The sequence below is a fragment of the Sodalis sp. RH22 genome (assembly GCF_047324165.1).
In the GTDB taxonomy this organism is placed as follows: Bacteria; Pseudomonadota; Gammaproteobacteria; order Enterobacterales; family Enterobacteriaceae; genus Acerihabitans.
Window position 1 is genome coordinate 5,030,896 of the sequence record NZ_CP178731.1, and the last position, 22,559, is coordinate 5,053,454.

The following is a 22,559-nucleotide window of genomic DNA, read 5'->3' on the forward strand; positions in this document are numbered from 1 at the left end:
TTGCTGAAGTCTCGCTTGATCACTGCCTTTATTCTGATACCTGTTGTTATCGCCGCGATCTTTTTACTGCCCCCGCTGGGGTTTGCGCTGGTTACGCTCGTTGTCTGCATGCTGGCGGCGTGGGAATGGGGGCAGCTTGCCGGCCTGGCGACCCGAAGCCAGCGCATCTGGCTGGCTATTCTGTGCGGGCTGCTGCTGGCGTTAATGATGTTCACTATTCCGGATTACCATCCGTTCGTCACCGCCACCATGGTGAAATACGCGCTGGGAGCCTCTCTGGCGTGGTGGGCCGCGGCCTTGGTGCTGGTGCTGTTCTATCCGCGCTCCGCCGCGTTCTGGCGCCATTCATGCGCGCTGCGGCTCGTGTTCGGCGTCCTGACCATCATGCCTTTTTTTTGGGGCATGCTCACCCTGCGCCAGTACCACTACGCGGTGAATCATTTTACCGGCGCCTGGTGGCTGCTGTATGTGATGCTGCTGGTGTGGGGGGCCGACTCGGGCGCCTATATTTTCGGGCGCGCGCTGGGCAAGCATAAGCTGGCGCCGAAGGTCTCTCCCGGCAAGACCTGGGAAGGCCTGGCGGGCGGGCTGGTGACCTCGGCCGTCATTTCCTGGCTGTTCGGCAAATACGCCCCGCTGGACGCGCTGCCGCTCAGCCTGCTGCTGTGCTCGGTGATTGCCGCCCTGGCGTCGGTGCTGGGCGATTTAACGGAAAGCATGTTTAAACGCGAGGCCGGTATCAAGGACAGCGGGCACCTGATTCCGGGGCACGGCGGCATCTTGGACCGCATCGATAGCCTGACCGCCGCGGTGCCGGTTTTCGCCTGTTTAATGCTGCTGATTTTTAGAGCTATTTAATCGAGGGGCCAGGAGTTATCATGTTGCACTTTCTCTGGAGTCTCGCCGCATTTATCGTTGCGTTGGGTATATTGATCACCGTGCACGAGTTCGGTCACTTCTGGGTGGCCCGCCGGTGCGGTGTTACGGTGGAGCGATTCTCCATCGGATTCGGCCGCGCGCTGTGGCGTCATCGGGATAAGCGCGGCACCGAGTATGTTATCGCGGCCATCCCCTTGGGGGGCTATGTGAAAATGCTGGACGAACGGGTGGATACCGTCGCCCCCGAACGCCGGCATGAAGCGTTTAACCACAAGAAGGTTTGGCAGCGCGCCGCCATTATCAGCGCCGGCCCCATCGCCAACTTTATTTTTGCGGTGTTTGCCTACTGGCTGGTATTTTTGATCGGCGTGCCGAGTTTTCGTCCGGTAATCGGTGAGGTTACCCCCAATTCTATCGTCGCGCAGGCCGATATTTCGCCCGGCATGGAACTAAAGTCGGTTGACGGTATCGAAACGCCTGACTGGGATTCGGTGCGGCTGGAGCTTATCGGCAAGATTGGCGACGGCCAGACCAGCGTCGGGGTGGCGCCTTTCGGGTCTTCCCATATCGAACGGAAGATACTCGATCTGCGCGGGTGGGATTTTGAACCGGATAAGCAGGATCCTATCATCGCGTTGGGGATTATTCCCCGGGGTCCGCAGATAGAACCGGTGCTCGCCGAGGTGCAAAATGCATCGGCGGCGGCAAAAGCCGGTTTGCAAGCGGGCGACAGGATCGTTAAAGTCGATGGTCAGCCTATCGGCCGCTGGCAGAATTTCGTCATGCGGGTGCGGGATAATCCCGGCAAGCCGCTGGCCCTGGAAATCGACCGACAGGGTGAAAGCCTGCCGGTGACGTTGGTGCCCGACGAGAAGTCGGTAGGTAAAGGCGAAGTGGAAGGCTTCGCGGGCGTGGTGCCGAAAGTGACGCCCCTGCCCGAGGAATACAAAACGATACGCCAGTACGGCCTGTTTCCCGCGTTTTATCAGGCTGGCGAAAAAACCTGGCAACTGATGAAATTGACGGTCAGTATGCTAGGCAAACTGGTCACGGGAGATGTTAAGCTGAACAACCTGAGCGGGCCGATATCAATAGCCCAAGGCGCGGGGATGTCAGCGGAATATGGTTTGATCTACTACCTGATGTTCCTGGCGCTTATCAGCGTCAACCTGGGTATCATCAACCTGTTCCCGTTACCGGTGTTAGATGGTGGTCACTTGCTCTTCCTGGCGATAGAAAAGCTTAAGGGGGGGCCGGTTTCCGAACGAGTGCAGGATTTCAGTTATCGTATCGGCTCGATTTTGCTGGTGCTGTTAATGGGCCTTGCTCTTTTCAATGATTTCTCCCGGCTCTAGCGCCGGGGATTATGTTAGGAAGAACGCATAACCACGATGGCGATGAAAAAGTTGCTCATAGCGTCGCTGCTTCTTAGCAGCGCCACCGTATACGGTGCAGACGGGTTCGTAGTGAAGGACATTCATTTCGAAGGACTGCAACGGGTCGCCGTCGGTGCGGCGTTACTCAGTATGCCGGTACGTGTCGGAGACACGGCCAGTGATGAAGATATCGGCAATACTATCCGCGCCTTATTTGCCACCGGGAACTTCGAGGATGTCCGGGTGCTGCGTGATGGAGACACACTGCTCGTTCAGGTCAAGGAACGTCCCACTATTGCCAGTATCACCTTCTCCGGCAACAAGGCGGTGAAGGAGGATATGCTCAAGCAGAATCTCGAGGCTTCCGGCGTGCGCGTCGGCGAGGCGTTGGACCGCACCACGATTTCCAACATCGAGAAAGGGCTGGAGGATTTCTACTACAGCGTCGGTAAATACAGCGCGTCGGTGAAAGCCGTGGTCACGCCGCTGCCGCGTAACCGGGTAGATTTAAAACTGGTCTTTACCGAGGGCGTTTCCGCCAAGATCCAGCAAATCAACATTGTCGGCAATCATGCCTTCACCACCGACGAACTGGTTTCGCGCTTCCAGCTGCGCGATGAAGTGCCGTGGTGGAACGTGGTCGGCGATCGTAAATACCAGAAGCAGAAACTGGCGGGCGATCTCGAGACCCTGCGCAGCTTCTACCTTGACCGGGGCTATGCCCGCTTTAATATCGACTCGACCCAGGTGAGCCTGACGCCGGACAAAAAGGGTATCTATATCACCCTGAATATCACCGAAGGCGCGCAGTACACCCTGTCGGGCACCGTGGTCAACGGCAACCTGGCCGGCCACTCCGCCGAGATCGACGCCCTGTCGCGCGTTAAGCCGGGCGAGCTGTACAGCGGCGCGAAAGTCACCAAGATGGAAAACGACATCAAGCAGCTGCTGGGCCGTTATGGTTATGCCTATCCGCGCGTGGTGACGCAACCGGAAATCAACGACGCCGACAAAACCGTCAAACTCCATGTCAATGTGGACGCGGGCAACCGTTTTTACGTCAGGCACGTGAAGTTCGAAGGCAACGATATCACCAAAGACGTGGTGTTGCGGCGCGAAATGCGCCAGATGGAAGGCGCCTGGCTTGGCAGCAACTTGGTGGATCAGGGCAAGGAGCGCCTGAACCGCCTGGGCTACTTTGAAACGGTTGACGTGGACACGCAGCGTGTTCCCGGCACCGATGATATGGTGGACGTGACGTACAAGGTGAAGGAGCGCAACACCGGCAGCATCAACTTCGGCGTGGGCTTCGGCACCGAGAGCGGCGTCAGCTTCCAGTTCGGCATCCAGCAGGACAACTGGCTGGGCACCGGTAATTCCGTTGGTTTCAGCGGCACCAAGAACGATTACCAGACCTATGCCGAACTTTCGCTGACCGACCCGTACTTTACGGTGGACGGCGTCAGTCTCGGCGGGCGCATTTTCTACAATAACTTCGACGCCGATAACGCCGACCTGTCGGATTACACCAACAGGAGCTATGGCTTAGGCACCACGCTCGGTTTCCCGATCAGTGAAACCAGTGCGCTGCGCCTGGGCGTGGATTATGTCCATAACGATCTGTCGAATATGTATCCGCAGATTGCCATGTGGCGTTACCTGGAATCCACCGGTTTCCAACCCAAGGTCGTGGCGGGCGAGAAGAAAGACAACGACGCTGATTTCAGCGCCAATGATTTCTTCCTGACCACCGGCTGGAATTACAGCAACCTGGATCGGGGCTATTTCCCTACATCGGGTACCAGCGCCAGCCTGACCGGCAAGGTCACCGTGCCGGGTTCGGATAACGAATACTACAAGGTGACTTTCGATACCACCAGCTATGTGCCGCTGACCGACTCCGGCAGCTGGGTGCTGATGGGCCGTGGGCGCGCGGGTTACGCCGATGGCATCGGCAGCAAGGAAATGCCGTTCTACGATAACTTCTACGCCGGCGGTTCTAGCACCGTGCGTGGTTTCCGGTCCAATACCATCGGGCCGAAAGCGGCGTATTATAAGTGCGGCGGCGGCGAGTCGTCGCTTGGCGATTGCCCGCTGGATAAATCCAGCGATGCGGTGGGCGGCAACGCCATGGCGCTGTTGAGCGCCGAGCTTATCGTGCCGACGCCGTTTATCAGCCCGAAATACGCCAACTCGGTACGTACCTCGCTGTTCGTGGACAGCGGCACCGTCTGGGACACCGCGTGGGAAAACACCGCGCAGACCCGGCAATACAACGTACCTGACTACAGTAATCCGGGTAATATCCGCATTTCCAGCGGTTTTGCCCTGCAGTGGATGTCTCCGCTCGGGCCGTTGGTATTCTCTTATGCCCAGCCGGTCAAGAAGTACGATGGCGATAAGGCGGAGCAGTTCCAGTTTAATATCGGTAAAACGTGGTAACATTGCGTCGATTCACAGCGCAGGCACCATGCAAGGCAGCGAACGGAGCCTGAATGACATGACCGGCGGCCATGCCGCCGGTTTGGGTGTTAGTTCCTGCCGCGTTGAAATGTTTTCAAACTTAAATGTAGTGTTAAGGAGTTTATAGTGAAAAAGTGGTTGTATGCCGCGGGCCTCGGATTAGCATTGGCTGCCTCAGCCAGCGTGCAAGCTGCTGATAAAATTGCTGTTGTCAATATTGCCAATATCTTTCAGCAGTCTCCTCAGCGCGCTGTTGTCGCTAAACAACTCGAAAATGAGTTCAAGGGCCGGGCAACCGACCTGCAAGCGCAGGAACGTGATCTGCAGACCAAAATGCAGCGCCTGCAACGTGACGGCTCTACCATGAAAGCCGCCGATCGCAGCCGTCTGGAGAAGGAAGTCATGGCGCAACGTGAAGACTTCTCCGGCAAGGCGCAGGCCTTTGAACAGGACAATCGTCGCCGTCAGGGTGAAGAACGCAATAAAATCCTGAGCCGTATTCAGGATGCGGTGAAAGCCGTCGCCAGCAAACAAGGTTATGACATCGTTATCGATGCCAACGCCGTGGCGTATGCCGGTTCTGCCAATGACATTACGGCTGATGTGTTAAAACAGGTTAAATAAGTCATGCCATCAATTCGACTTGCTGATTTAGCGCAGCAGTTGGATGCACAATTGCACGGTGATGGCTCTCTTGTCATCACCGGCATTGCTTCCATGGGCTCCGCCAAGGCGGACCAGATTACGTTTCTGGCTGATAGCCGTTTTCGTGAAAAACTTGCTTCCTGCCAGGCCGGCGCGATCGTTCTTACCGAAGCCGACCTGCCCTTTTGCCACAGCGCCGCGCTGGTGGTTAAAAATCCCTACCTGACCTATGCGCATATGGCGCAATTGCTAAATACCACGCCCGCCGCCGCACAGGATATCGCCCCCAGCGCGGTCATTGCAGCCGACGCGCAGCTTGGCAGCCAGGTGGCCGTCGGGGCCAACGCGGTCATTGAATCCGGCGTGATCCTGGGCGATAACGTGGTTATCGGTCCGGGCTGCTTTATCGGTAAAAATACGGTCATCGGCGCGGGCACCCAGCTGTGGGCCAACGTCACCGTTTATCATGAAGTGCGCATCGGCGAAAAATGCCTGATCCAGTCGGGCACCGTTATCGGCGCCGATGGTTTCGGTTATGCCAACGATCGCGGCAACTGGATTAAGATTCCCCAACTGGGCACGGTTGAAATTGGCGATCGGGTTGAAATTGGCGCCTGCACCACCATCGATCGCGGCGCGCTGGATAACACTATTATCGGCAATGGCGTCATCATTGATAACCAGTGCCAGATTGCACATAACGTCATAATTGGCGACAATACCGCGGTTGCGGGCGGCGTTATTATGGCCGGCAGCCTGCGAATAGGCCGCTATTGCATGATTGGCGGCGCCAGCGTCATCAACGGCCATATGGAAATATGCGACAAAGTGACCATCACCGGCATGGGAATGGTGATGAGACCTATCACTGAACCTGGCGTATACTCCTCGGGTATTCCGCTGCAACCCAATAAAGTGTGGCGCAAGACCGCAGCGTTAGTAATGAATATCAACGAGATCAGCAAGCGGTTGAAAGCTATCGAGCGAAACCTGGCAAAAAACTAATCGCCTTCGCCAGATAGTGATAATTATGCGCGTTCAGGCACTTAAAGCCTGGCAAGACATTTTTTATTTGCGGCCTGCTAAATTGTCCTGTGTGGGATTGTTGCAGGCCGTGTTGTTAATGCCATCGTTTTTTCAGACAGGAAGAGTATTTTGACTAATGACACTCATGCTCATACTCTGCAGATAGAAGAGATATTAGAACTATTGCCGCACCGTTTCCCTTTTTTGCTGGTGGACCGGGTGCTGGATTTTGAAAAAGGGAAATTCCTGCGTGCGGTGAAAAATGTTTCTTTTAACGAGCCGTTTTTTCAGGGACATTTCCCCGGCAAACCCATCTTCCCCGGTGTGCTAATCCTGGAAGCGATGGCGCAGGCAACGGGTATCCTGGCTTTTAAGAGCGTCGGTAAGCTGGAGCCGGGTGAGCTATACTATTTTGCAGCGGTGGATCACGCGCGCTTTAAACGCCCGGTGCAACCAGGCGACCAAATGATCCTTGAAGTCGAATTCATTAAAGAGCGCCGCGGAGTTGCTCGTTTCCAGGGGGTTGCCAAGGTGGACGGCGAGATCGCTTGCGAAGCGTCAATGATGTGCGCCCGTCGTCGGGAGTCCTGAAAACGTGATTGATCAATCCGCCTTTATCCATCCCAGTGCCATAGTTGAAGACGGCGCCATCATTCATGCCGGTGTACAGATCGGGCCGTTTTGCTTTATCGGCCCGCAGGTCGAGATTGGCGCCCGCACGGTGCTGAAATCCCATATCGTCATCAACGGCATTACCAAGATCGGTGAAGATAACCTGATCTACCAGTTCGCCTCCATCGGCGAAGTGAACCAGGATCTGAAGTACGCCGGCGAACCCACCCGTGTTGAAATCGGCGATCGCAACAGCATCCGCGAAAGCGTGACCGTGCATCGCGGCACCGCCCAGGGCGGGGAAGTGACCCGCATCGGCAGCGATAATCTACTGATGATCAATACCCATATCGCTCACGATTGCGTTATCGGCGATCGCTGTATCCTGGCCAATAACGCCACCCTGGGCGGCCATGTCTCGGTGGGCGATTACGCCATTATCGGCGGCCTGACCGCTGTGCATCAGTTTTGCAGCATCGGCGCCCATGTTATGGTCGGCGGCTGCTCGGGCGTGGCCCAGGACGTGCCGCCGTTTGTCATCGCCCAGGGCAATCACGCCACGCCGTTCGGCATTAATATCGAAGGGCTTAAGCGCCGCGGTTTCGATAAGGAAGCCCAACACGCCATTCGCGCCGCGTATAAGCTTATCTATCGCAGCGGCAAGACCCTGGATGAAGTAAAACCCGAACTCGACGCCATGGCGGTCCAGCATCCGGTGATTTCCGCCTTTACCGATTTCCTGGCCCGTTCGCAACGGGGTATTATCCGCTGAACATGCAGGCTTGCGCGGTGGTAATCGGCTTGGTAGCCGGCGAAGCATCGGGGGATGTCCTTGGCGCCGGCTTGATCCGCGCGCTGCGCCGGCATCTGCCCGACGCCCGTTTTGTCGGCGTCGCCGGCCCGCGTATGCAGGCCGAAGGCTGCGAAGCGTGGTACGAGATGGAAGAGCTGGCGGTGATGGGCATCGTCGAGGTGATAGGGCGGCTGCCGCGGCTGCTGCACATCCGTCGCGACCTGACCCGGCGTTTCACCGCGCTGCGCCCGGCGGTGTTTGTCGGCATCGACGCGCCGGATTTTAATATCACCCTCGAAGGCCGGCTCAAGCGGCGCGGTATCCGCACCATTCATTACGTGAGTCCGTCGGTATGGGCCTGGCGCCAGAAGCGGGTATTTAAAATCGGCAGGGCCACCGACAACGTACTGGCATTCCTGCCGTTTGAGAAAGCCTTTTACGACCGGTATAACGTTCCCTGCCAGTTTATCGGCCACACCCTGGCCGACGCCATGCCCCTCGATCCGGATAAAGCGGCCGCCCGGCAACATTTGGGCATTGCCCAGGATGCCCGCTGCCTGGCCCTGCTGCCCGGCAGCCGCGGCGCGGAAGTCGAGATGCTCAGCGCCGATTTCCTCCATGCCGCCCAGCTGCTTAGCACCCAATATCCCGGACTCGATATCCTGGTGCCGCTGGTCAATGCCCGCCGCCGCGCGCAGTTCGACGCCATTAAAGCGCGGGTAGCGCCGGATCTTCAGGTGCATCTGCTCGACGGGCAGGCGCGCGAGGCGATGGTGGCCAGCGACGCGGCCCTGCTGGCCTCCGGCACCGCCGCCCTTGAATGCATGCTGGCCAAATGCCCCATGGTGGTGGGCTACCGCATGAAACCTTTCACCTACTGGCTGGCGCGGCGCCTGGTGAAGACGCCCTATGTCTCGCTGCCCAACCTGCTGGCCGGGCGCGAGCTGGTGCAGGAACTGCTGCAGGAAGACTGCGTGCCGGAAAAATTGGCCTCGGCGCTGGCGCCCTTGTTAAAAAAGAGTGTCGATAGCCAGGTGCTTAAAGAGACTTTTCGCGATTTGCACCAGCAAATTCGCTGTAACGCCGACGAGCAGGCCGCCCAGGCGGTGCTGCAACTCATCGCGCAGCCTGCGCGTTCACGGTAGCTATCATGATGGAATTGTTTGTTTATCCGCAGGCCGCCTGTATCGCAGGCGTTGACGAAGTCGGCCGCGGGCCGCTGGTCGGCGCGGTGGTGACCGCGGCGGTGATCCTCGATCCCCGGCGGCCGATAGCCGGCCTGGCGGATTCCAAAAAACTCAGCGCCAAACGCCGCGAATCGCTGTATGACGAAATCACCGATAAGGCCCTGGCCTGGTGCCTGGGACGCGCCGAAGCCGAGGAAATCGACCGGTTGAATATCTTCCATGCCACCTTGCTGGCGATGCAGCGCGCGGTCCAGGGGCTGCATATCCCGCCGGACTTTGTTTTAATAGACGGCAATCGCTGCCCGCTGTTGTCCATGCCGTCGCTGGCGGTGGTCAAAGGCGATAGCCGGGTGGCGGAAATCAGCGCGGCCTCCATCGTGGCAAAAGTGTCGCGGGACCGGGAGATGGCGGTGCTGGATCTGGAGTTTCCCGAATATGGTTTTGCGCAGCATAAAGGCTATCCGACGGCGTTCCATTTGGAAAAACTGGCGCTGCTGGGCGCCACGGTGCATCATCGCCGCAGCTTCGCGCCGGTAAAACGGGTACTGGGGCTGGTCTAAAAGGCCGGTATCCCGGTGGATTTCGGGTCTTCACCACAAAAAATCAACTTTTGGTAGCAGGATAATGGCCGAACCACGTTTTATTCACCTTCGCGTTCATAGCGACTACTCGATGATCGACGGGTTGGCTAAAATCGGCCCGCTGGTTAAAAAAACGGCGGCGCTGAATATGCCCGCCCTGGCCATTACCGATTTCATGAACCTGTGCGGCCTGGTGAAATTCTACGGCAGCGCGCACGGGGCCGGGATCAAGCCTATCGTCGGGGCGGATGTCCTGGTGCAGAGCGATATGCTCGGCGAGGAAATGGCGGAACTGACTATTCTGGCGGCCGATAACGTCGGTTATCAACACCTCACGCTGCTGATTTCCGAGGCCTACCAGCGCGGCTACGGCGCGGCGGGTCCGATAATCGATCGGGACTGGCTGATAAAGCATAACGAAGGGCTGCTGCTGCTCTCCGGCGGTCGCAAAGGCGACGTCGGCAAGTTCCTGATGCGCGGCAATATGCCGCAGGTTGACCAATGCCTGGCGTTTTATCAACGGTATTTTCCCGATCGTTATTATCTTGAACTGACCCGTACCGGCCGCGCGGATGAAGAAAGCTACCTGCATGCCGCGGTCGCCATCGCCATCGAGCGCGGGCTGCCGGTGGTGGCCACCAACGATGTGCGTTTTATCGGCGAAGGCGATTTTGACGCCCACGAAATCCGCGTGGCGATCCATGACGGCTTTACCCTGGACGATCCGAAACGGCCGCGCAATTACAGCCCGCAGCAGTTTATGCGCAGCGAAGAACAAATGTGCGAGCTGTTCGCCGATTTGCCGGAAGCGCTGCAAAACAGCGTTGAGATTGCCAAGCGCTGCAACGTCACCATCCGGCTGGGGGAATATTTCCTGCCGCAGTTCCCCACCGGCGACATGACCACCGAGGATTTCCTGGTGGCCCGCTCCCGCGAGGGGCTGGAGGAACGGCTGGCCTTCCTGTTCCCGGACGAGCAGGAACGCAGCGTCAAGCGTGCGCCTTATGATGAACGCCTGGAAATCGAGCTGAAGGTGATCAACCAGATGGGATTTCCCGGCTACTTTCTGATCGTGATGGAATTTATTCAGTGGTCGAAGGATAACGGCGTGCCGGTGGGGCCTGGGCGCGGGTCGGGCGCGGGTTCGCTGGTGGCCTACTCATTAAAAATCACCGATCTCGATCCGCTGGCGTTCGATCTGCTGTTTGAACGGTTCCTCAACCCGGAACGCGTCTCGATGCCCGACTTCGACGTGGATTTCTGCATGGAGAAGCGCGACCTGGTTATCGACCACGTGGCCGAGACCTACGGCCGCGAGGCGGTATCGCAGATCATCACCTTTGGTACCATGGCGGCGAAGGCGGTGATCCGCGACGTCGGCCGGGTACTGGGCCATCCTTATGGTTTTGTCGATCGCATCTCCAAGCTGGTGCCGCCCGACCCGGGCATGACGCTGGAAAAGGCCTTTGCCGCCGAGCCGCAGCTGCAGGCGATCTACGACGCCGATGAAGAAGTCCGGGCGCTTATCGACATGGCGCGCAAGCTCGAAGGCGTCACCCGCAACGCCGGCAAACATGCGGGCGGGGTGGTTATCGCCCCCACCCGGATAACCGACTTCGCCCCGCTCTATTGCGACGCCGAGGGTAATCACCCGGTCACGCAATTTGATAAAAACGATGTGGAATATACCGGGCTGGTGAAGTTCGACTTCCTGGGGCTGCGTACCCTGACCATCATCAACTGGGCGCTGGAGATGATTAACGCCCGCCGCGCCAGGCACGGCCTGGCGCCGGTGGATATCGCGGCGATCCCGCTCGAGGATAAAAAAAGCTTCGATATGCTGCAGCGTTCGGAAACCACCGCGGTATTCCAGCTAGAATCCCGCGGCATGAAGGATCTGATCAAGCGCCTGCAGCCCGACTGCTTCGAAGATATGATCGCCCTGGTGGCGCTGTTCCGTCCCGGTCCGCTGCAATCCGGCATGGTGGATAACTTTATCGACCGTAAACACGGGCGCGAGGCTATTTCATATCCGGATATCCAATGGCAGCATGAATCCCTGAGCACGGTACTGGAGCCGACCTACGGCATTATCCTCTACCAGGAACAGGTGATGCAGATAGCCCAGGTGCTTTCGGGCTATACCCTGGGCGGCGCGGATATGTTGCGCCGCGCCATGGGCAAAAAGAAACTCGAGGAGATGGAAAAGCAGCGTTCCATCTTCAAGGAAGGGGCGGAAAAAAACGGTATCGACGGCGAACTGTCGATGAAAATCTTCGATCTGGTGGAGAAATTCGCCGGTTATGGGTTTAATAAATCCCACTCCGCCGCGTATGCCCTGGTCTCGTATCAGACCCTGTGGCTGAAGGCGCACTATCCGGCCGAGTTCATGGCGGCGGTGATGACCGCCGATATGGACAATACCGAAAAAGTGGTCGGCCTGGTGGACGAGTGCTGGCGCATGGGCCTGAAGGTCTTGCCGCCGGATATCAACAGCGGGCAGTATCATTTCCATGTCAATGACGAAGGCGAAATCGTTTACGGCATCGGGGCTATCAAAGGCGTGGGCGAGGGCCCGATCGAAGCGATTATCGATGCCCGCAACCAGGACGGCCATTTTAAAGAGCTGTTTGATCTTTGCGCCCGCACCGATATCAAAAAGCTTAATCGCCGCATGCTGGAAAAACTGATTATGTCCGGGGCGTTCGACCGCCTTGGGCCGCACCGCGCCGCGTTAATGAATTCCCTTAACGATGCGCTTAAGGCGGCGGACCAGCACGCCAAGGCGGAAGCCATCGGCCAGGGCGATATGTTCGGCGTGCTGGCCGACGCGCCCGAGGCGGTGGAGGCATCCTATAGCACCGTGCCGCCCTGGCCGGAACATGTGGTGCTGGACGGCGAGCGCGAAACCCTGGGGCTGTACCTGACCGGCCATCCCATTACGCGTTATCTGCGCGAAATCGAGCGTTATGCCGGCGGCCTGCGCCTGAAGGACATGCATCCCACCGATCGCGGCAAGATGATTACCGCGGTGGGCCTGGTGCTTTCCGCCCGCATTATGGTGACCAAACGGGGTAACCGCATCGGGGTCTTGACCCTCGACGACAGGTCCGGTCGCCTCGACGTGATGTTGTTCACGGATGCGTTGGAAAAATACCAGCATTTGCTGGAAAAAGACCGTATCCTGATCGCATCTGGACAGGTCAGCTTTGATGACTTCAACGGGGGTCTTAAAATGACCGCCCGTGAACTGATGGATATCAGCGAAGCACGTGAAAAATATGCCCGGGGTCTTGCTATCTCGCTGACTGACAGGCAAATTGATGACCAGCTTTTAAACCGTCTCCGCCAATCGTTGGAACCACACCGATCCGGGACGATTCCAGTGCATCTTTATTATCAACGCGAAGATGCTCGCGCCAGGTTGCGATTTGGCGCGACATGGCGTGTCACGCCGACCGACCGGTTGCTGAATGATTTGCGTACCCTGGTAGGCAACGAACAGGTAGAACTGGAATTTGACTAATATAGGAATACTATGAGTCTGAATTTTCTTGATTTTGAACAGCCGATTGCAGAGCTGGAAGCGAAAATTGACTCGCTGACCGCAGTCAGCCGTCAAGACGAAAAATTAGATATTAATCTGGATGAAGAGGTGCAGCGGCTGCGTGAAAAAAGCGTAGAGCTGACCCGTAAAATTTTCTCCGATCTGGGGGCCTGGCAAATAGCCCAGCTGGCCCGTCATCCCCGCAGGCCTTATACGCTGGATTACGTCCAGCATATTTTCACCGACTTTGATGAGCTGGCGGGCGATCGCGCCTATGCCGACGATAAAGCGATTGTCGGCGGCATGGCCCGCCTCGACGGCCGGCCGGTGATGATCATCGGCCATCAAAAGGGCCGGGAAACCAAAGAAAAAATCCGCCGCAACTTCGGCATGCCCGCGCCGGAAGGCTATCGCAAGGCCCTGCGGCTGATGGAAATGGCCGATCGTTTTAACCTGCCGCTGCTGACCTTTATCGATACCCCAGGCGCCTATCCGGGCGTCGGCGCCGAGGAGCGTGGCCAGTCCGAGGCCATTGCCCACAACCTGCGCGAAATGCCGGGGCTGCGGGTACCGGTGGTCTGCACCGTTATCGGCGAGGGCGGCTCCGGCGGCGCACTCGCCATCGGCGTGGGCGATAAGGTCAATATGCTGCAGTACAGCACCTACTCGGTGATTTCACCGGAAGGCTGCGCGTCCATCCTGTGGAAAAGCGCCGACAAGGCGCCGATTGCCGCCGAGGCGATGGGCATCGTCGCGCCGCGTCTGAAGGAACTGGAGCTTATCGACAGCATAGTTCCCGAGCCGCTGGGCGGCGCGCATCGCGATGTGCTGGCTATTGCGGCGTCATTAAAAGCGCAGTTGCTCTCCGACCTGGACGAGCTGGACAGAATGAGCGAAGAAGAGCTGCTGAACCGCCGTTATCAGCGGCTGATGAATTACGGCTACTGCTGATACCCACCCGGCCGCGCCGGCATGCGCTGCCGGCACCGCGCGGTCGATCACGGCCAAACACCCCGCCAGCGTGCGCTCGCGGGGTGTTTTTTCATGGGCCGCGCGCAACCGCCGGCGTTTGCGGCCATGGCCGTGACGAAGTCATCTATGCTTATTGGGCGGCGTAGTATTGCCAGGGAAGTTTTCAAGGGAACTTTTTAAGCGACATCTTCAGGTAAAATAGACCCAGGCTAAAAGGACCGGCTGAATGAACATCATTGCAATACTAAGTCCGGAGCGGGTATTTTATAAAAATGAACCCATCCGTGAGCTGGACGAGGCGTTGAAAACGCAGGGTTTTCAATTAGTCTATCCCACCTCGAGCGGCGATCTGGTCAAGCTTATCGAGCAGAATCCGCGCATCTGCGGCGTGATTTTCGACTGGGATCAGTACAGTATGGATCTCTGCATCGAGATCAATGAACTGAACGAATACCTGCCGCTCTACGCGTTTATCAACACCCATTCGTCACTGGACGTCAGCCTGAACGAAATGCGTATGGTGCTGTACTTTTTTGAGTACGGCCTGGGCGTGGCCGACGATATCAGCGTGCGCATCCGTCAGTATACCGACGAATATATCGACGCCATTATTCCCCCCTTTACCAAGGCGCTGTTCAACTACGTGAAGGAGGGTAAATATACTTTTTGCACCCCCGGACACATGGCCGGCACCGCCTATCAAAAAAGCCCGGTGGGCAGCCTGTTTTATGATTTTTTCGGCGCCAACACCCTGAAGGCGGATGTCTCGATCTCGGTAACCGAACTGGGATCGCTGCTCGATCACTCCGGCCCGCACCTGGAGGCGGAAGAGTTTATCGCCCGCATCTTCGGCGCGGAGCAAAGCTATATGGTGACCAACGGTACATCCACCGCCAATAAAATGGTGGGGATGTATGCCGCGCCGTCGGGCAGCACGGTGCTTATCGATCGCAACTGCCACAAGTCGCTGACGCATTTGCTGATGATGAGCGACATTGTGCCGATCTACCTGTGTCCTATCCGCAATGCCTACGGGATCCTGGGCGGCATTCCCAAACGTGAGTTCAGCCGGGAAAGCATTGCGCTGAAAGTAGCGCAAACCCCCCACGCCTCCTGGCCCGTGCATGCGGTGATCACCAATTCAACCTATGACGGCTTGCTGTATAATACACAGTATATTAAAGAAACCCTGGAGGTGGCCTCGATCCATTTTGACTCCGCCTGGGTGCCTTATACCAATTTTCATCCGATTTACCGCGGCAAAAGCGGCATGAGCGGCGACCGTATTCCCGGCAAGGTGATTTTTGAAACCCAGTCCACTCATAAACTGCTGGCGGCGTTTTCCCAGGCCTCGTTGATTCATATTAAAGGTGATTATGACGAACGCACCTTTAACGAAGCCTATATGATGCATACCACGACGTCGCCGAATTACGGCATCGTGGCGTCGATTGAGACCGCGGCGGCCATGGTGCGCGGCAAGCCCGGGCGGCGGCTGATCCTGCGCTCCATCGAGCGGGCGCTGCATTTTCGCAAAGAGGTGCAGCGTCTGCGTGAGGAGTCCGAGGGCTGGTTTTTCGATATCTGGCAACCGGAGATTATCGAGGAGGCGGTGTGCTGGCCCATCGAGCCGGGCGCGCCCTGGCACGGATTTAACCATGCCGACGCCGACCATATGTATCTCGACCCGATCAAGGTCACCATCCTGACGCCAGGCATGGATGAGTTCGGCAACATGGCCGAGGAAGGCATACCGGCGGCGCTGGTGGCCAAATTCCTCGACGAGCGCGGCGTGGTGGTGGAAAAAACCGGCCCCTACAACCTGCTGTTCCTGTTCAGCATCGGCATTGATAAAACCAAGGCCATGAGCCTGCTGCGCGGGCTGACGGAATTTAAACGTTCCTATGATCTGAATTTGCGGGTGAGGAATATGCTGCCGGATCTGTTCGCCGAGGATCCTGATTTCTATCGCAATATGCGTATCCAGGATCTGGCCCAGGGCATTCACCGCTTGATCCGGCAACACCGGCTGCCGCATCTGATGTTAAGCGCCTTCGACGTGCTGCCCGAGATGAAAATGACGCCCCATGCCGCTTTCCAGCAACAGGTGCGGGGCAATGTGGAGACGGTGGAGTTGCCTGACCTGCTGGGACGTATTTCCGCCAATATGCTGTTGCCGTATCCGCCGGGAGTGCCGGTGGTGATGCCGGGTGAAATGATCACCGAGCAAAGCCGCGGCGTGCTGGATTTCCTGATTATGCTGTGCACCATCGGGATACATTATCCGGGATTTGAAACCGATATCCACGGCGCCCAGTTGACCGAGGACGGTCGTTACCTGGTGCGGGTGCTGAAAACCGATAGCCCGGCCTGAGGCCGCGGTGATAAGCATGCGGCATCCGGGCCGGCCGGCGGCGAACCGGTGCGGCCATTCCCCGGGCCGGCAAAGGCGGCGGTCGTGTCAGCCCATTTTCAGGCAAAGCGGCCGGCGGCCTGATACCATGGGCCCTGATCAACGCGTTCAATGGCGCACGCGATTTCCGCAATATATACACTGAATCTCTCCATCATGTCGTCGAAATCATCGTGCTGCCTTAGGGTTAATCTGGCCAGGATCAGATTATCGGCGGCGCAGAAGCTCATATCGCTTTTGCCATTTAGCGCTAACAGCTCTAGCAATTGCGTCTGCTGCGCCGGCACGGGAAAACAAGGACAAAGCAAGAAGATATCCTTATCTGTTTCATCAAAATAAATAACCACATCTTCATTAATATATAATGTGTTTTCTTCATGGGGGATAATATTATAACGGTCGTATAAACCCTGCAAAAAGGTTTCCATACTCTCTCCTATACGTATTTAGAAAAGCCTTCTGCCTGGTCGGCTATTTTTTTGTCGCCAATGCTGCGGCGCAATGATAATTTGCCGAATAAAAAATTAAGTATTTTATTGTTCTTCATACATTTGTTGCCGGGAACGCCGGTGTTATGCTGCTGGATTTGCAAATTTCCGCTGTTGAGCATCACTTTCTGCATCAGCGCTTTGTTCTCTGCATCAGGCAATACATTGTCTGCACCGGTTTTACGCAGGTATTGACTTACGGCCTGATGCTTAATGACCGCATCCATTATACCGGTGCGGTCTTTTCCGCTCTTGCAGTTCCAGCAGGGGGTAATGCCTATTTCATGGGATAATAACGCCACCCGCACGGCCGCCTTGTACGGCTCGCCTTTATCGGCACGGTACGTCTTCTTGGCCCAAATTTGTTTCAGTTCGCTGGCAAGCGAAGAAACCCTGTCGGCATTATCCGGCCGGGAAGCGAGATATTCCCCCACCCAGCCTCCGTGCGCCGAGCCGGGGGAAAGATCCTTGCCGAGCAGCTTGACCAGGGCGGAGCGATTATAGGCGTCGGCTGTGCGATGTCCCAGATGCAACCGTTTCAACGCCAGCTCATTGACCCCGAAATTAAAGGCGGCGATGTTAAGGCGCAGGGTGACCCGCACCATTTCGCCTTTCTCGTTCCTGATAGGTATTTCTACCGGGCCGGCGCCCAGTTTCTCCCAGGCTTCCATCTGATCCCTGAATTGTGATTCCTCCGTTGACGGCCCGATATCCACCGGTGTCAGCAGGCTCGTCGACGTAAGCGGCAATACTACCGTCTGGCCCGCCAACGCCGCGGCCAGTTTTTCCGGATGCAGGAACAACGCGGCGGCGGCCACTTCCCTGGCCCGATTCAACGCGCCTTGTTGACGTTCCGCGCTGCCCGCTTTCAGGCCGAAGGGACTCAGTACGCCGTGGCGGATGCCGGAAAACAGCGGATCCCGGTTATCGTCTCCCGCGTAAAACGTCGAGATCCACATATTCATCGCATGGGTGGTTTCCTCATTGGATTTACTGCTGATCCCTTTGTTAGCGTAGCCCGCGGCAAAAATATCCTGATCACCCAGTTTTATTTGACCCGCGGGTATTAATGTACTGTTAAAGTGAGTACCGCGAAAACGAAAACTGTCTTCAACGGTATTCCAATCCAGATTGTTCAATACATCTTTACTGGACGTATTAAAAAGCGCTTTGGCCTCGCTGCTGGCTTTGCGGGAACTGCATCCGCTGTGTTTCTTTATAAAATTGGCTAACAATTTTATAATCCCTTTTTCCAGCGCCAGTACGGCCTTGTAATCCTTATTTTCCCTGGGCGTATCATCATCGTCTTTTTCATTATCCAGCATGACGGCAAAATAATTTACGCCTTCGTCGTCGCCCAATTTCTCCGCGGCGCCGAGCCCTGTCGCCAGCGCCAGCCTGCGCCGCGCCGCAATCGGGGAGCGTGGGAAACCGGCGGCTGAAGGCCTGCCCATGATATTGACCGGATGACTGATACGCGGCGCTTTCAAATGCGCAAATGTTCCGGTAACCGCCTCGCAAGGGCTAATACCCGCCACTTGACCGGTAGCGAACCGGCTGGGGTCGGCTGGACGATTAATAAGGATGTGGGAGGAACTGCTCATGGCGTTACCTGTTGCTATGCATCAATTTAATGGAAGGTGTATATAATTTAATCAGATGCTAAATCAATGAAATGGATAATTCCAGGCATTACTCCGGGCGTGAGCGTTTTATGCATCTTGCCGCGCGCATGACAGGCGGGCGAGGGCGGAGAGAGTGTGGTAAATTGCCTTTGAACGCCGGGCGGCAAACCCGGGCAACGCGCATTAACGGAATAAAAAGGACTATGCCGATGCTAAAACTACAGCAGGTGCACCATATCGCCATCATCGCGTCGGATTACCCGCGCAGTAAGCAATTTTATTGCGACATCCTGGGGTTCACGTTGTTAAGCGAGGTATATCGCGCCGAACGCGATTCCTGGAAAGGCGATTTGGCGCTCAATGGCGCCTATATTATCGAGCTGTTCAGTTTTCCCAACGCGCCGGCCAGGGTCAGCCGCCCGGAGGCCCGCGGTTTGCGCCACCTGGCGTTCAGCGTGGCGGACGTCGCCGCGGCCGTCAGCGCGCTTCATATCGACGGCGTCGACTGCGAGCCGATCCGCATCGATCCCCTGACCGGCAGGCGCTTTACCTTTTTCGCCGATCCCGACGATCTGCCCCTGGAACTCTATGAAGCCTGATGACGGTGAGGCGCTCTGCCGCCATATCGCCGCCAGGCTTGAGCGGCGCAGAACGGTGCTGGTGGCCCTGAGCGGCGGACTGGACTCCACGGTGCTGTTGGATGCGCTGGCATGCCTGCGCGGGCGGCAACTGCCCGATCTCGCCCCGCGCGCGGTCTATGTTCATCATGGCTTGAGCGCCCATGCCGATGATTGGGCGCAGCATTGCCAGGCGCTGTGCCGCCATCTGGCGATTCCGTTCCAGCAGGTCAGGGTGAGCGTGGATCCCGCCGACGGCGGTATTGAAGCGGCGGCGCGCTCCGCGCGTTACCAAGCGCTGGCCCAGGCGCTGCTGCCCGGAGAGACATTGCTGACCGCCCAGCATCAGGACGACCAAAGCGAAACGCTGCTGCTGGCGCTAAAACGCGGCAGCGGACCGGCCGGATTGTCGGCCATGGCCGCCGCGTCGCCTTTCCACGGGCACGAGCTGCTGCGTCCTTTACTCGATATCAGCCGGGCGCAGCTGCGCGACTATGCCGAAAGCCGGCGCTTACGCTGGATTGAGGATGAGAGTAACCAGGATCAACGCTTCGATCGTAATTTTCTGCGCCTGCGCATTCTCCCTGTGCTTAAGGAGCGCTGGCCCCATTTCAGCCGGGCGGCGGCGCGCAGCGCTACGCTTTGCGCCGAACAGGAAACCCTGCTCGACGAGCTGCTCGCCGAGACGCTGCAACAATTAACCCGCGATGACGGCTCACTCGAACTGGCGCCGATGATGGGCATGAGCGCTATCCGGCGCGCGGCCGTATTGCGCCGCTGGCTGGCGTCGTTTGGCATGGCCATGCCCGCGCAGGAACAACTGGCCAGGATCTGGCAGGAGGTTGCGTTAAGCCGCCAGGACGCCGAGCCCATGATGCGGCTGGGTGACCGGCAGATCAGGCGCTTTCGCCAACGCTTGTTTATCCTGCCGCTGTGGCCCCCGCTCAGGGGGCGGGTGCTATTATGGGAGGACACCGGACAACCGCTGCCGCTGCCGGAGGATCTCGGTCTACTGCGCCTGGGTTCCAGCGGCGGGGCGGTGCGCCGGCCGCGGATGGACGAGCGGGTAAGCGTGCAGTTTTCGGCGACCGGTACCCTGCATATCCTGGGCCGGCGCCATGGACGATCGGTAAAAAAATTATGGCAGGAGCTGGGTATCGCGCCCTGGCAACGCGAGCGCACACCTCTGGTGTATTACAATGAGCAACTGATAACCGCACCCGGCATCTTTATTACTCGCGAAGGACAGGCCGGGGAGGAGGAAACAGGCCTGAATGTGGAATGGATACGATAGAGTTACGCTAACGGGTAGCAATCCTACTGCCCGTCAGGAAGGAAGGGGCGCGGGGGTTATTCGCTAACCACCACTGTACCGAGTTCAGGATGGGTGAAACTGGCAATATGGTCCAGCCGTATTTCATGGCTGCCGCCAGCGTCATCGATAACCAGATACTCGACATGTTTTCTTGAGATCATATCGCGCGCCGTGCCGGCAACGGTATCTCCATTCTTAAGCGTCAGAGTGAGGACCCAGTGGCGCTGACAGGCGAGCTCAAGATTATCGTAATCATCACAATTAATGGGTTGATATTCTTCATTCGTTGACATAATAGCTCACCTACTTGTTACGGCGGTAAATACCGCCTGTTCCCTGAGGGAGGATGAAGTGCGATTTTCATCCGCCGCTCATCCCGCCTACATCTTTCAACAGTATTTCCTTATCAGACTATAGCACAGAGCGCCCCTATCCCTGGAATAAATGGTTTAGGAATTAATAGAGCCAGCACTATGCATTTACCGCTTTTCTGGCGGCCGACGGGCGATGTCAGGTACACTGCCGGGCAAAGCATATCTTACGGAATCACCATGGCGTTAAAAGCGACTGTACATAAAGCGGCGGTCAACATCGCCGATATGGACCGGAATTATTTTTCCGATGTTAATCTGGTACTGGCCCAGCATCCCTCGGAAACACCGCAGCGCATGATGCTGCGGCTGCTGGCATGGATTTATCATGCCGACGATCGCCTGGAGTTTACCCGCGGCCTCAGCGCCGAAGATGAGCCTGCATTATGGCTGCGCAACGATCACGGTGAACCGGAGTGGTGGATTGAGCTGGGGCTGCCGGAGGAAAAACGGCTGCGTAAAGCCTGCCACCTGGCGCGCAATGTGGTGCTCTATGCCTATAACGAGCGCGCGGCGCGGATTTGGTGGCGACAGGTCGAGCCAATATTATCCCAGCACGACAATCTGAGCGTTTATTTTGTCGACGATGCGCAAATGGCGCAGCTGGCCGCGCTGGCGGCGCGTAATATGTCTTTGCAGGCAACACTGCAGGACGGATTGATGTGGCTGTCGGATCAGCAAACTCAGCTGGAAATTACCCTGGCGACCTGGAAAAACGCGGCTGGCTAAGGACTTTGGCTGCGCCGATAAGCCCGGGCCGCGCAGCGGCGTCGACGATGCATCCCCAGAAAAAGTTGCGCGGTTCATGGCGAATGGCCCGCGTAATAAACGCTATTTAATATCCCCCCGGCACCGGCGCAGCGTAATGATTAAATATTGATTAACCTGATCCGCGGTTGACGCTTAGCCGCCGCAAAAGATAATGTTCGCCATTGATTATAGCCTCTTCCAATCATCAACCTGATCACCGTGAATAAAAAAGGATATAATATCTATGCTAATAGCGAATGCAACTCAACTTTTTTCTATTATTTCTTTCTTTAATAATAAAACGAAAATAAATAATTCGCCGCAAGTCACCTGGGGAGCGCATAGTCTAACCAACGTTTCAAATAGAGAACAACATGGGGAGGGCGTCACAATACGTCAGTTTAAGAATGATGAAAATAAATTTTATGGCAATAAAGATATATTAAAGGCTTCGCATCCAGTAATCAATGATACGTTGCTGTACTATTTGCGCTATGGCAGTGAGGCTATCTCCGGCAATAAATGGCTGGAGGAATTACCGCCTGAGGAACAACGGGAGGCGAGAGGAGTACTTTGCGCAGTCAGAGATGCCGCTGAACGCGTTCATCCGCTATCCCGGCAAAAGATTCGATTTACCGCGGCGCTGCTTGAGGCGTTCGCCTCGATCAGACTGCCCGGTTTCTCTCTTATGCCATCAAAAATATATCCAGGATGGGACGATAGCGAGGCTATCGCCCCGCTAAAGGCGCAGCCAGCCCGGGATGGATCGCCATACCCCGCCATTATTACCCGCTGCGTGGTTCCCGCGGAAAGAATATCGCAAGGCAAAATAAAAAAAAAGCAGAGCAGATAAGCGATAAAATCTTACGTGGCAGAAGGCAAATAACTGATGAAGCTCA

19 protein-coding genes are annotated in these 22,559 nt (G+C 56.9%); 16 read left to right on the plus strand and 3 right to left on the minus strand.

All coding sequences use genetic code 11. From position 1 onward, the window contains the following. The 12 genes from cdsA to ACL2XN_RS22920 all read left to right on the plus strand — a co-directional run bounded on the left by cdsA (position 1) and on the right by ACL2XN_RS22920 (position 16,455). On the plus strand, positions 1–858 hold the full coding sequence (gene cdsA / locus ACL2XN_RS22865) for a phosphatidate cytidylyltransferase (RefSeq protein ID WP_410013720.1): 858 nt from the start codon (positions 1–3) through the stop codon (positions 856–858). Between the two features lie 20 nt (positions 859–878). After that, on the plus strand, positions 879–2,234 hold the full coding sequence (gene rseP / locus ACL2XN_RS22870; RefSeq protein ID WP_410013721.1) for a sigma E protease regulator RseP: 1,356 nt from the start codon (positions 879–881) through the stop codon (positions 2,232–2,234). Between the two features lie 36 nt (positions 2,235–2,270). Then, positions 2,271–4,697 (plus strand): outer membrane protein assembly factor BamA, encoded by a 2,427-nt coding sequence (gene bamA / locus ACL2XN_RS22875; RefSeq protein ID WP_410013722.1) that lies wholly within the window; start codon positions 2,271–2,273, stop codon positions 4,695–4,697. Between the two features lie 147 nt (positions 4,698–4,844). Continuing rightward, on the plus strand, positions 4,845–5,342 hold the full coding sequence (gene skp / locus ACL2XN_RS22880) for a molecular chaperone Skp (protein ID WP_410013723.1): 498 nt from the start codon (positions 4,845–4,847) through the stop codon (positions 5,340–5,342). A gap of 3 nt (positions 5,343–5,345) precedes the next feature. After that, the gene (lpxD, locus tag ACL2XN_RS22885; protein WP_410013724.1) at positions 5,346–6,368 is read left to right on the plus strand and encodes a UDP-3-O-(3-hydroxymyristoyl)glucosamine N-acyltransferase; all 1,023 of its coding nucleotides are present in this window, start codon (positions 5,346–5,348) and stop codon (positions 6,366–6,368) included. A gap of 150 nt (positions 6,369–6,518) precedes the next feature. Next, on the plus strand, positions 6,519–6,980 hold the full coding sequence (gene fabZ, locus ACL2XN_RS22890) for a 3-hydroxyacyl-ACP dehydratase FabZ (RefSeq protein ID WP_331119968.1): 462 nt from the start codon (positions 6,519–6,521) through the stop codon (positions 6,978–6,980). 4 nt (positions 6,981–6,984) lie between these two features. Continuing rightward, on the plus strand, positions 6,985–7,773 hold the full coding sequence (gene lpxA, locus ACL2XN_RS22895) for an acyl-ACP--UDP-N-acetylglucosamine O-acyltransferase (protein WP_410013725.1): 789 nt from the start codon (positions 6,985–6,987) through the stop codon (positions 7,771–7,773). Between the two features lie 2 nt (positions 7,774–7,775). Then, on the plus strand, positions 7,776–8,939 hold the full coding sequence (gene lpxB, locus ACL2XN_RS22900; RefSeq protein ID WP_413729534.1) for a lipid-A-disaccharide synthase: 1,164 nt from the start codon (positions 7,776–7,778) through the stop codon (positions 8,937–8,939). Positions 8,940–8,944: 5 nt separating this feature from the next. Then, positions 8,945–9,541, plus strand: a complete 597-nt coding sequence (rnhB, locus tag ACL2XN_RS22905) for a ribonuclease HII (RefSeq protein ID WP_410013727.1) — start codon at positions 8,945–8,947, stop codon at positions 9,539–9,541. 64 nt (positions 9,542–9,605) lie between these two features. Next, complete coding sequence (gene dnaE / locus ACL2XN_RS22910) at positions 9,606–13,088, plus strand: DNA polymerase III subunit alpha (RefSeq protein ID WP_413727753.1); 3,483 nt, start codon at positions 9,606–9,608, stop codon at positions 13,086–13,088. Between the two features lie 12 nt (positions 13,089–13,100). Beyond that, positions 13,101–14,060 (plus strand): acetyl-CoA carboxylase carboxyl transferase subunit alpha, encoded by a 960-nt coding sequence (gene accA / locus ACL2XN_RS22915; RefSeq protein WP_410013729.1) that lies wholly within the window; start codon positions 13,101–13,103, stop codon positions 14,058–14,060. A 247-nt stretch (positions 14,061–14,307) separates the two neighbouring features. Then, the gene (locus tag ACL2XN_RS22920) at positions 14,308–16,455 is read left to right on the plus strand and encodes a lysine decarboxylase LdcC (protein ID WP_410013730.1); all 2,148 of its coding nucleotides are present in this window, start codon (positions 14,308–14,310) and stop codon (positions 16,453–16,455) included. 98 nt (positions 16,456–16,553) lie between these two features. Here ACL2XN_RS22920 and ACL2XN_RS22925 read toward each other — a convergent pair whose 3' ends face one another. Continuing rightward, complete coding sequence (locus tag ACL2XN_RS22925) at positions 16,554–16,922, minus strand: hypothetical protein (RefSeq protein ID WP_413729536.1); 369 nt, start codon at positions 16,920–16,922, stop codon at positions 16,554–16,556. An 8-nt stretch (positions 16,923–16,930) separates the two neighbouring features. Further along, a complete protein-coding gene (locus tag ACL2XN_RS22930; RefSeq protein ID WP_413729538.1) occupies positions 16,931–18,586 on the minus strand; it encodes an inositol phosphate phosphatase SopB in 1,656 nt (551 codons plus the stop codon). A 230-nt stretch (positions 18,587–18,816) separates the two neighbouring features. Between ACL2XN_RS22930 and ACL2XN_RS22935 the strand changes: the two genes are divergently transcribed. Continuing rightward, entirely contained in the window at positions 18,817–19,206 is a 390-nt protein-coding gene (locus ACL2XN_RS22935; RefSeq protein ID WP_413727756.1) for a VOC family protein, read from the plus strand. Further along, a complete protein-coding gene (gene tilS / locus ACL2XN_RS22940) occupies positions 19,196–20,518 on the plus strand; it encodes a tRNA lysidine(34) synthetase TilS (protein ID WP_413727757.1) in 1,323 nt (440 codons plus the stop codon). The genes ACL2XN_RS22935 and tilS overlap by 11 nt, the downstream gene beginning before the upstream one ends. Before the next feature lie 56 nt (positions 20,519–20,574). Here the strand turns inward: tilS and rof are convergent, their stop codons facing one another. Continuing rightward, positions 20,575–20,832: a Rho-binding antiterminator gene (gene rof / locus ACL2XN_RS22945; RefSeq protein WP_410013735.1), complete on the minus strand. Its 258-nt coding sequence runs from the start codon at positions 20,830–20,832 to the stop codon at positions 20,575–20,577. A gap of 258 nt (positions 20,833–21,090) precedes the next feature. Here rof and ACL2XN_RS22950 point away from each other — a divergent pair, with 258 nt between their 5' ends. After that, complete coding sequence (locus ACL2XN_RS22950) at positions 21,091–21,639, plus strand: YaeQ family protein (protein ID WP_413721324.1); 549 nt, start codon at positions 21,091–21,093, stop codon at positions 21,637–21,639. A gap of 265 nt (positions 21,640–21,904) precedes the next feature. After that, positions 21,905–22,513 carry a hypothetical protein gene (locus ACL2XN_RS22955; protein WP_413727758.1) on the plus strand — a complete coding sequence of 203 codons (609 nt, stop codon included), beginning with the start codon at positions 21,905–21,907 and terminating at the stop codon, positions 22,511–22,513. Positions 22,514–22,559 lie beyond the last annotated feature (46 nt).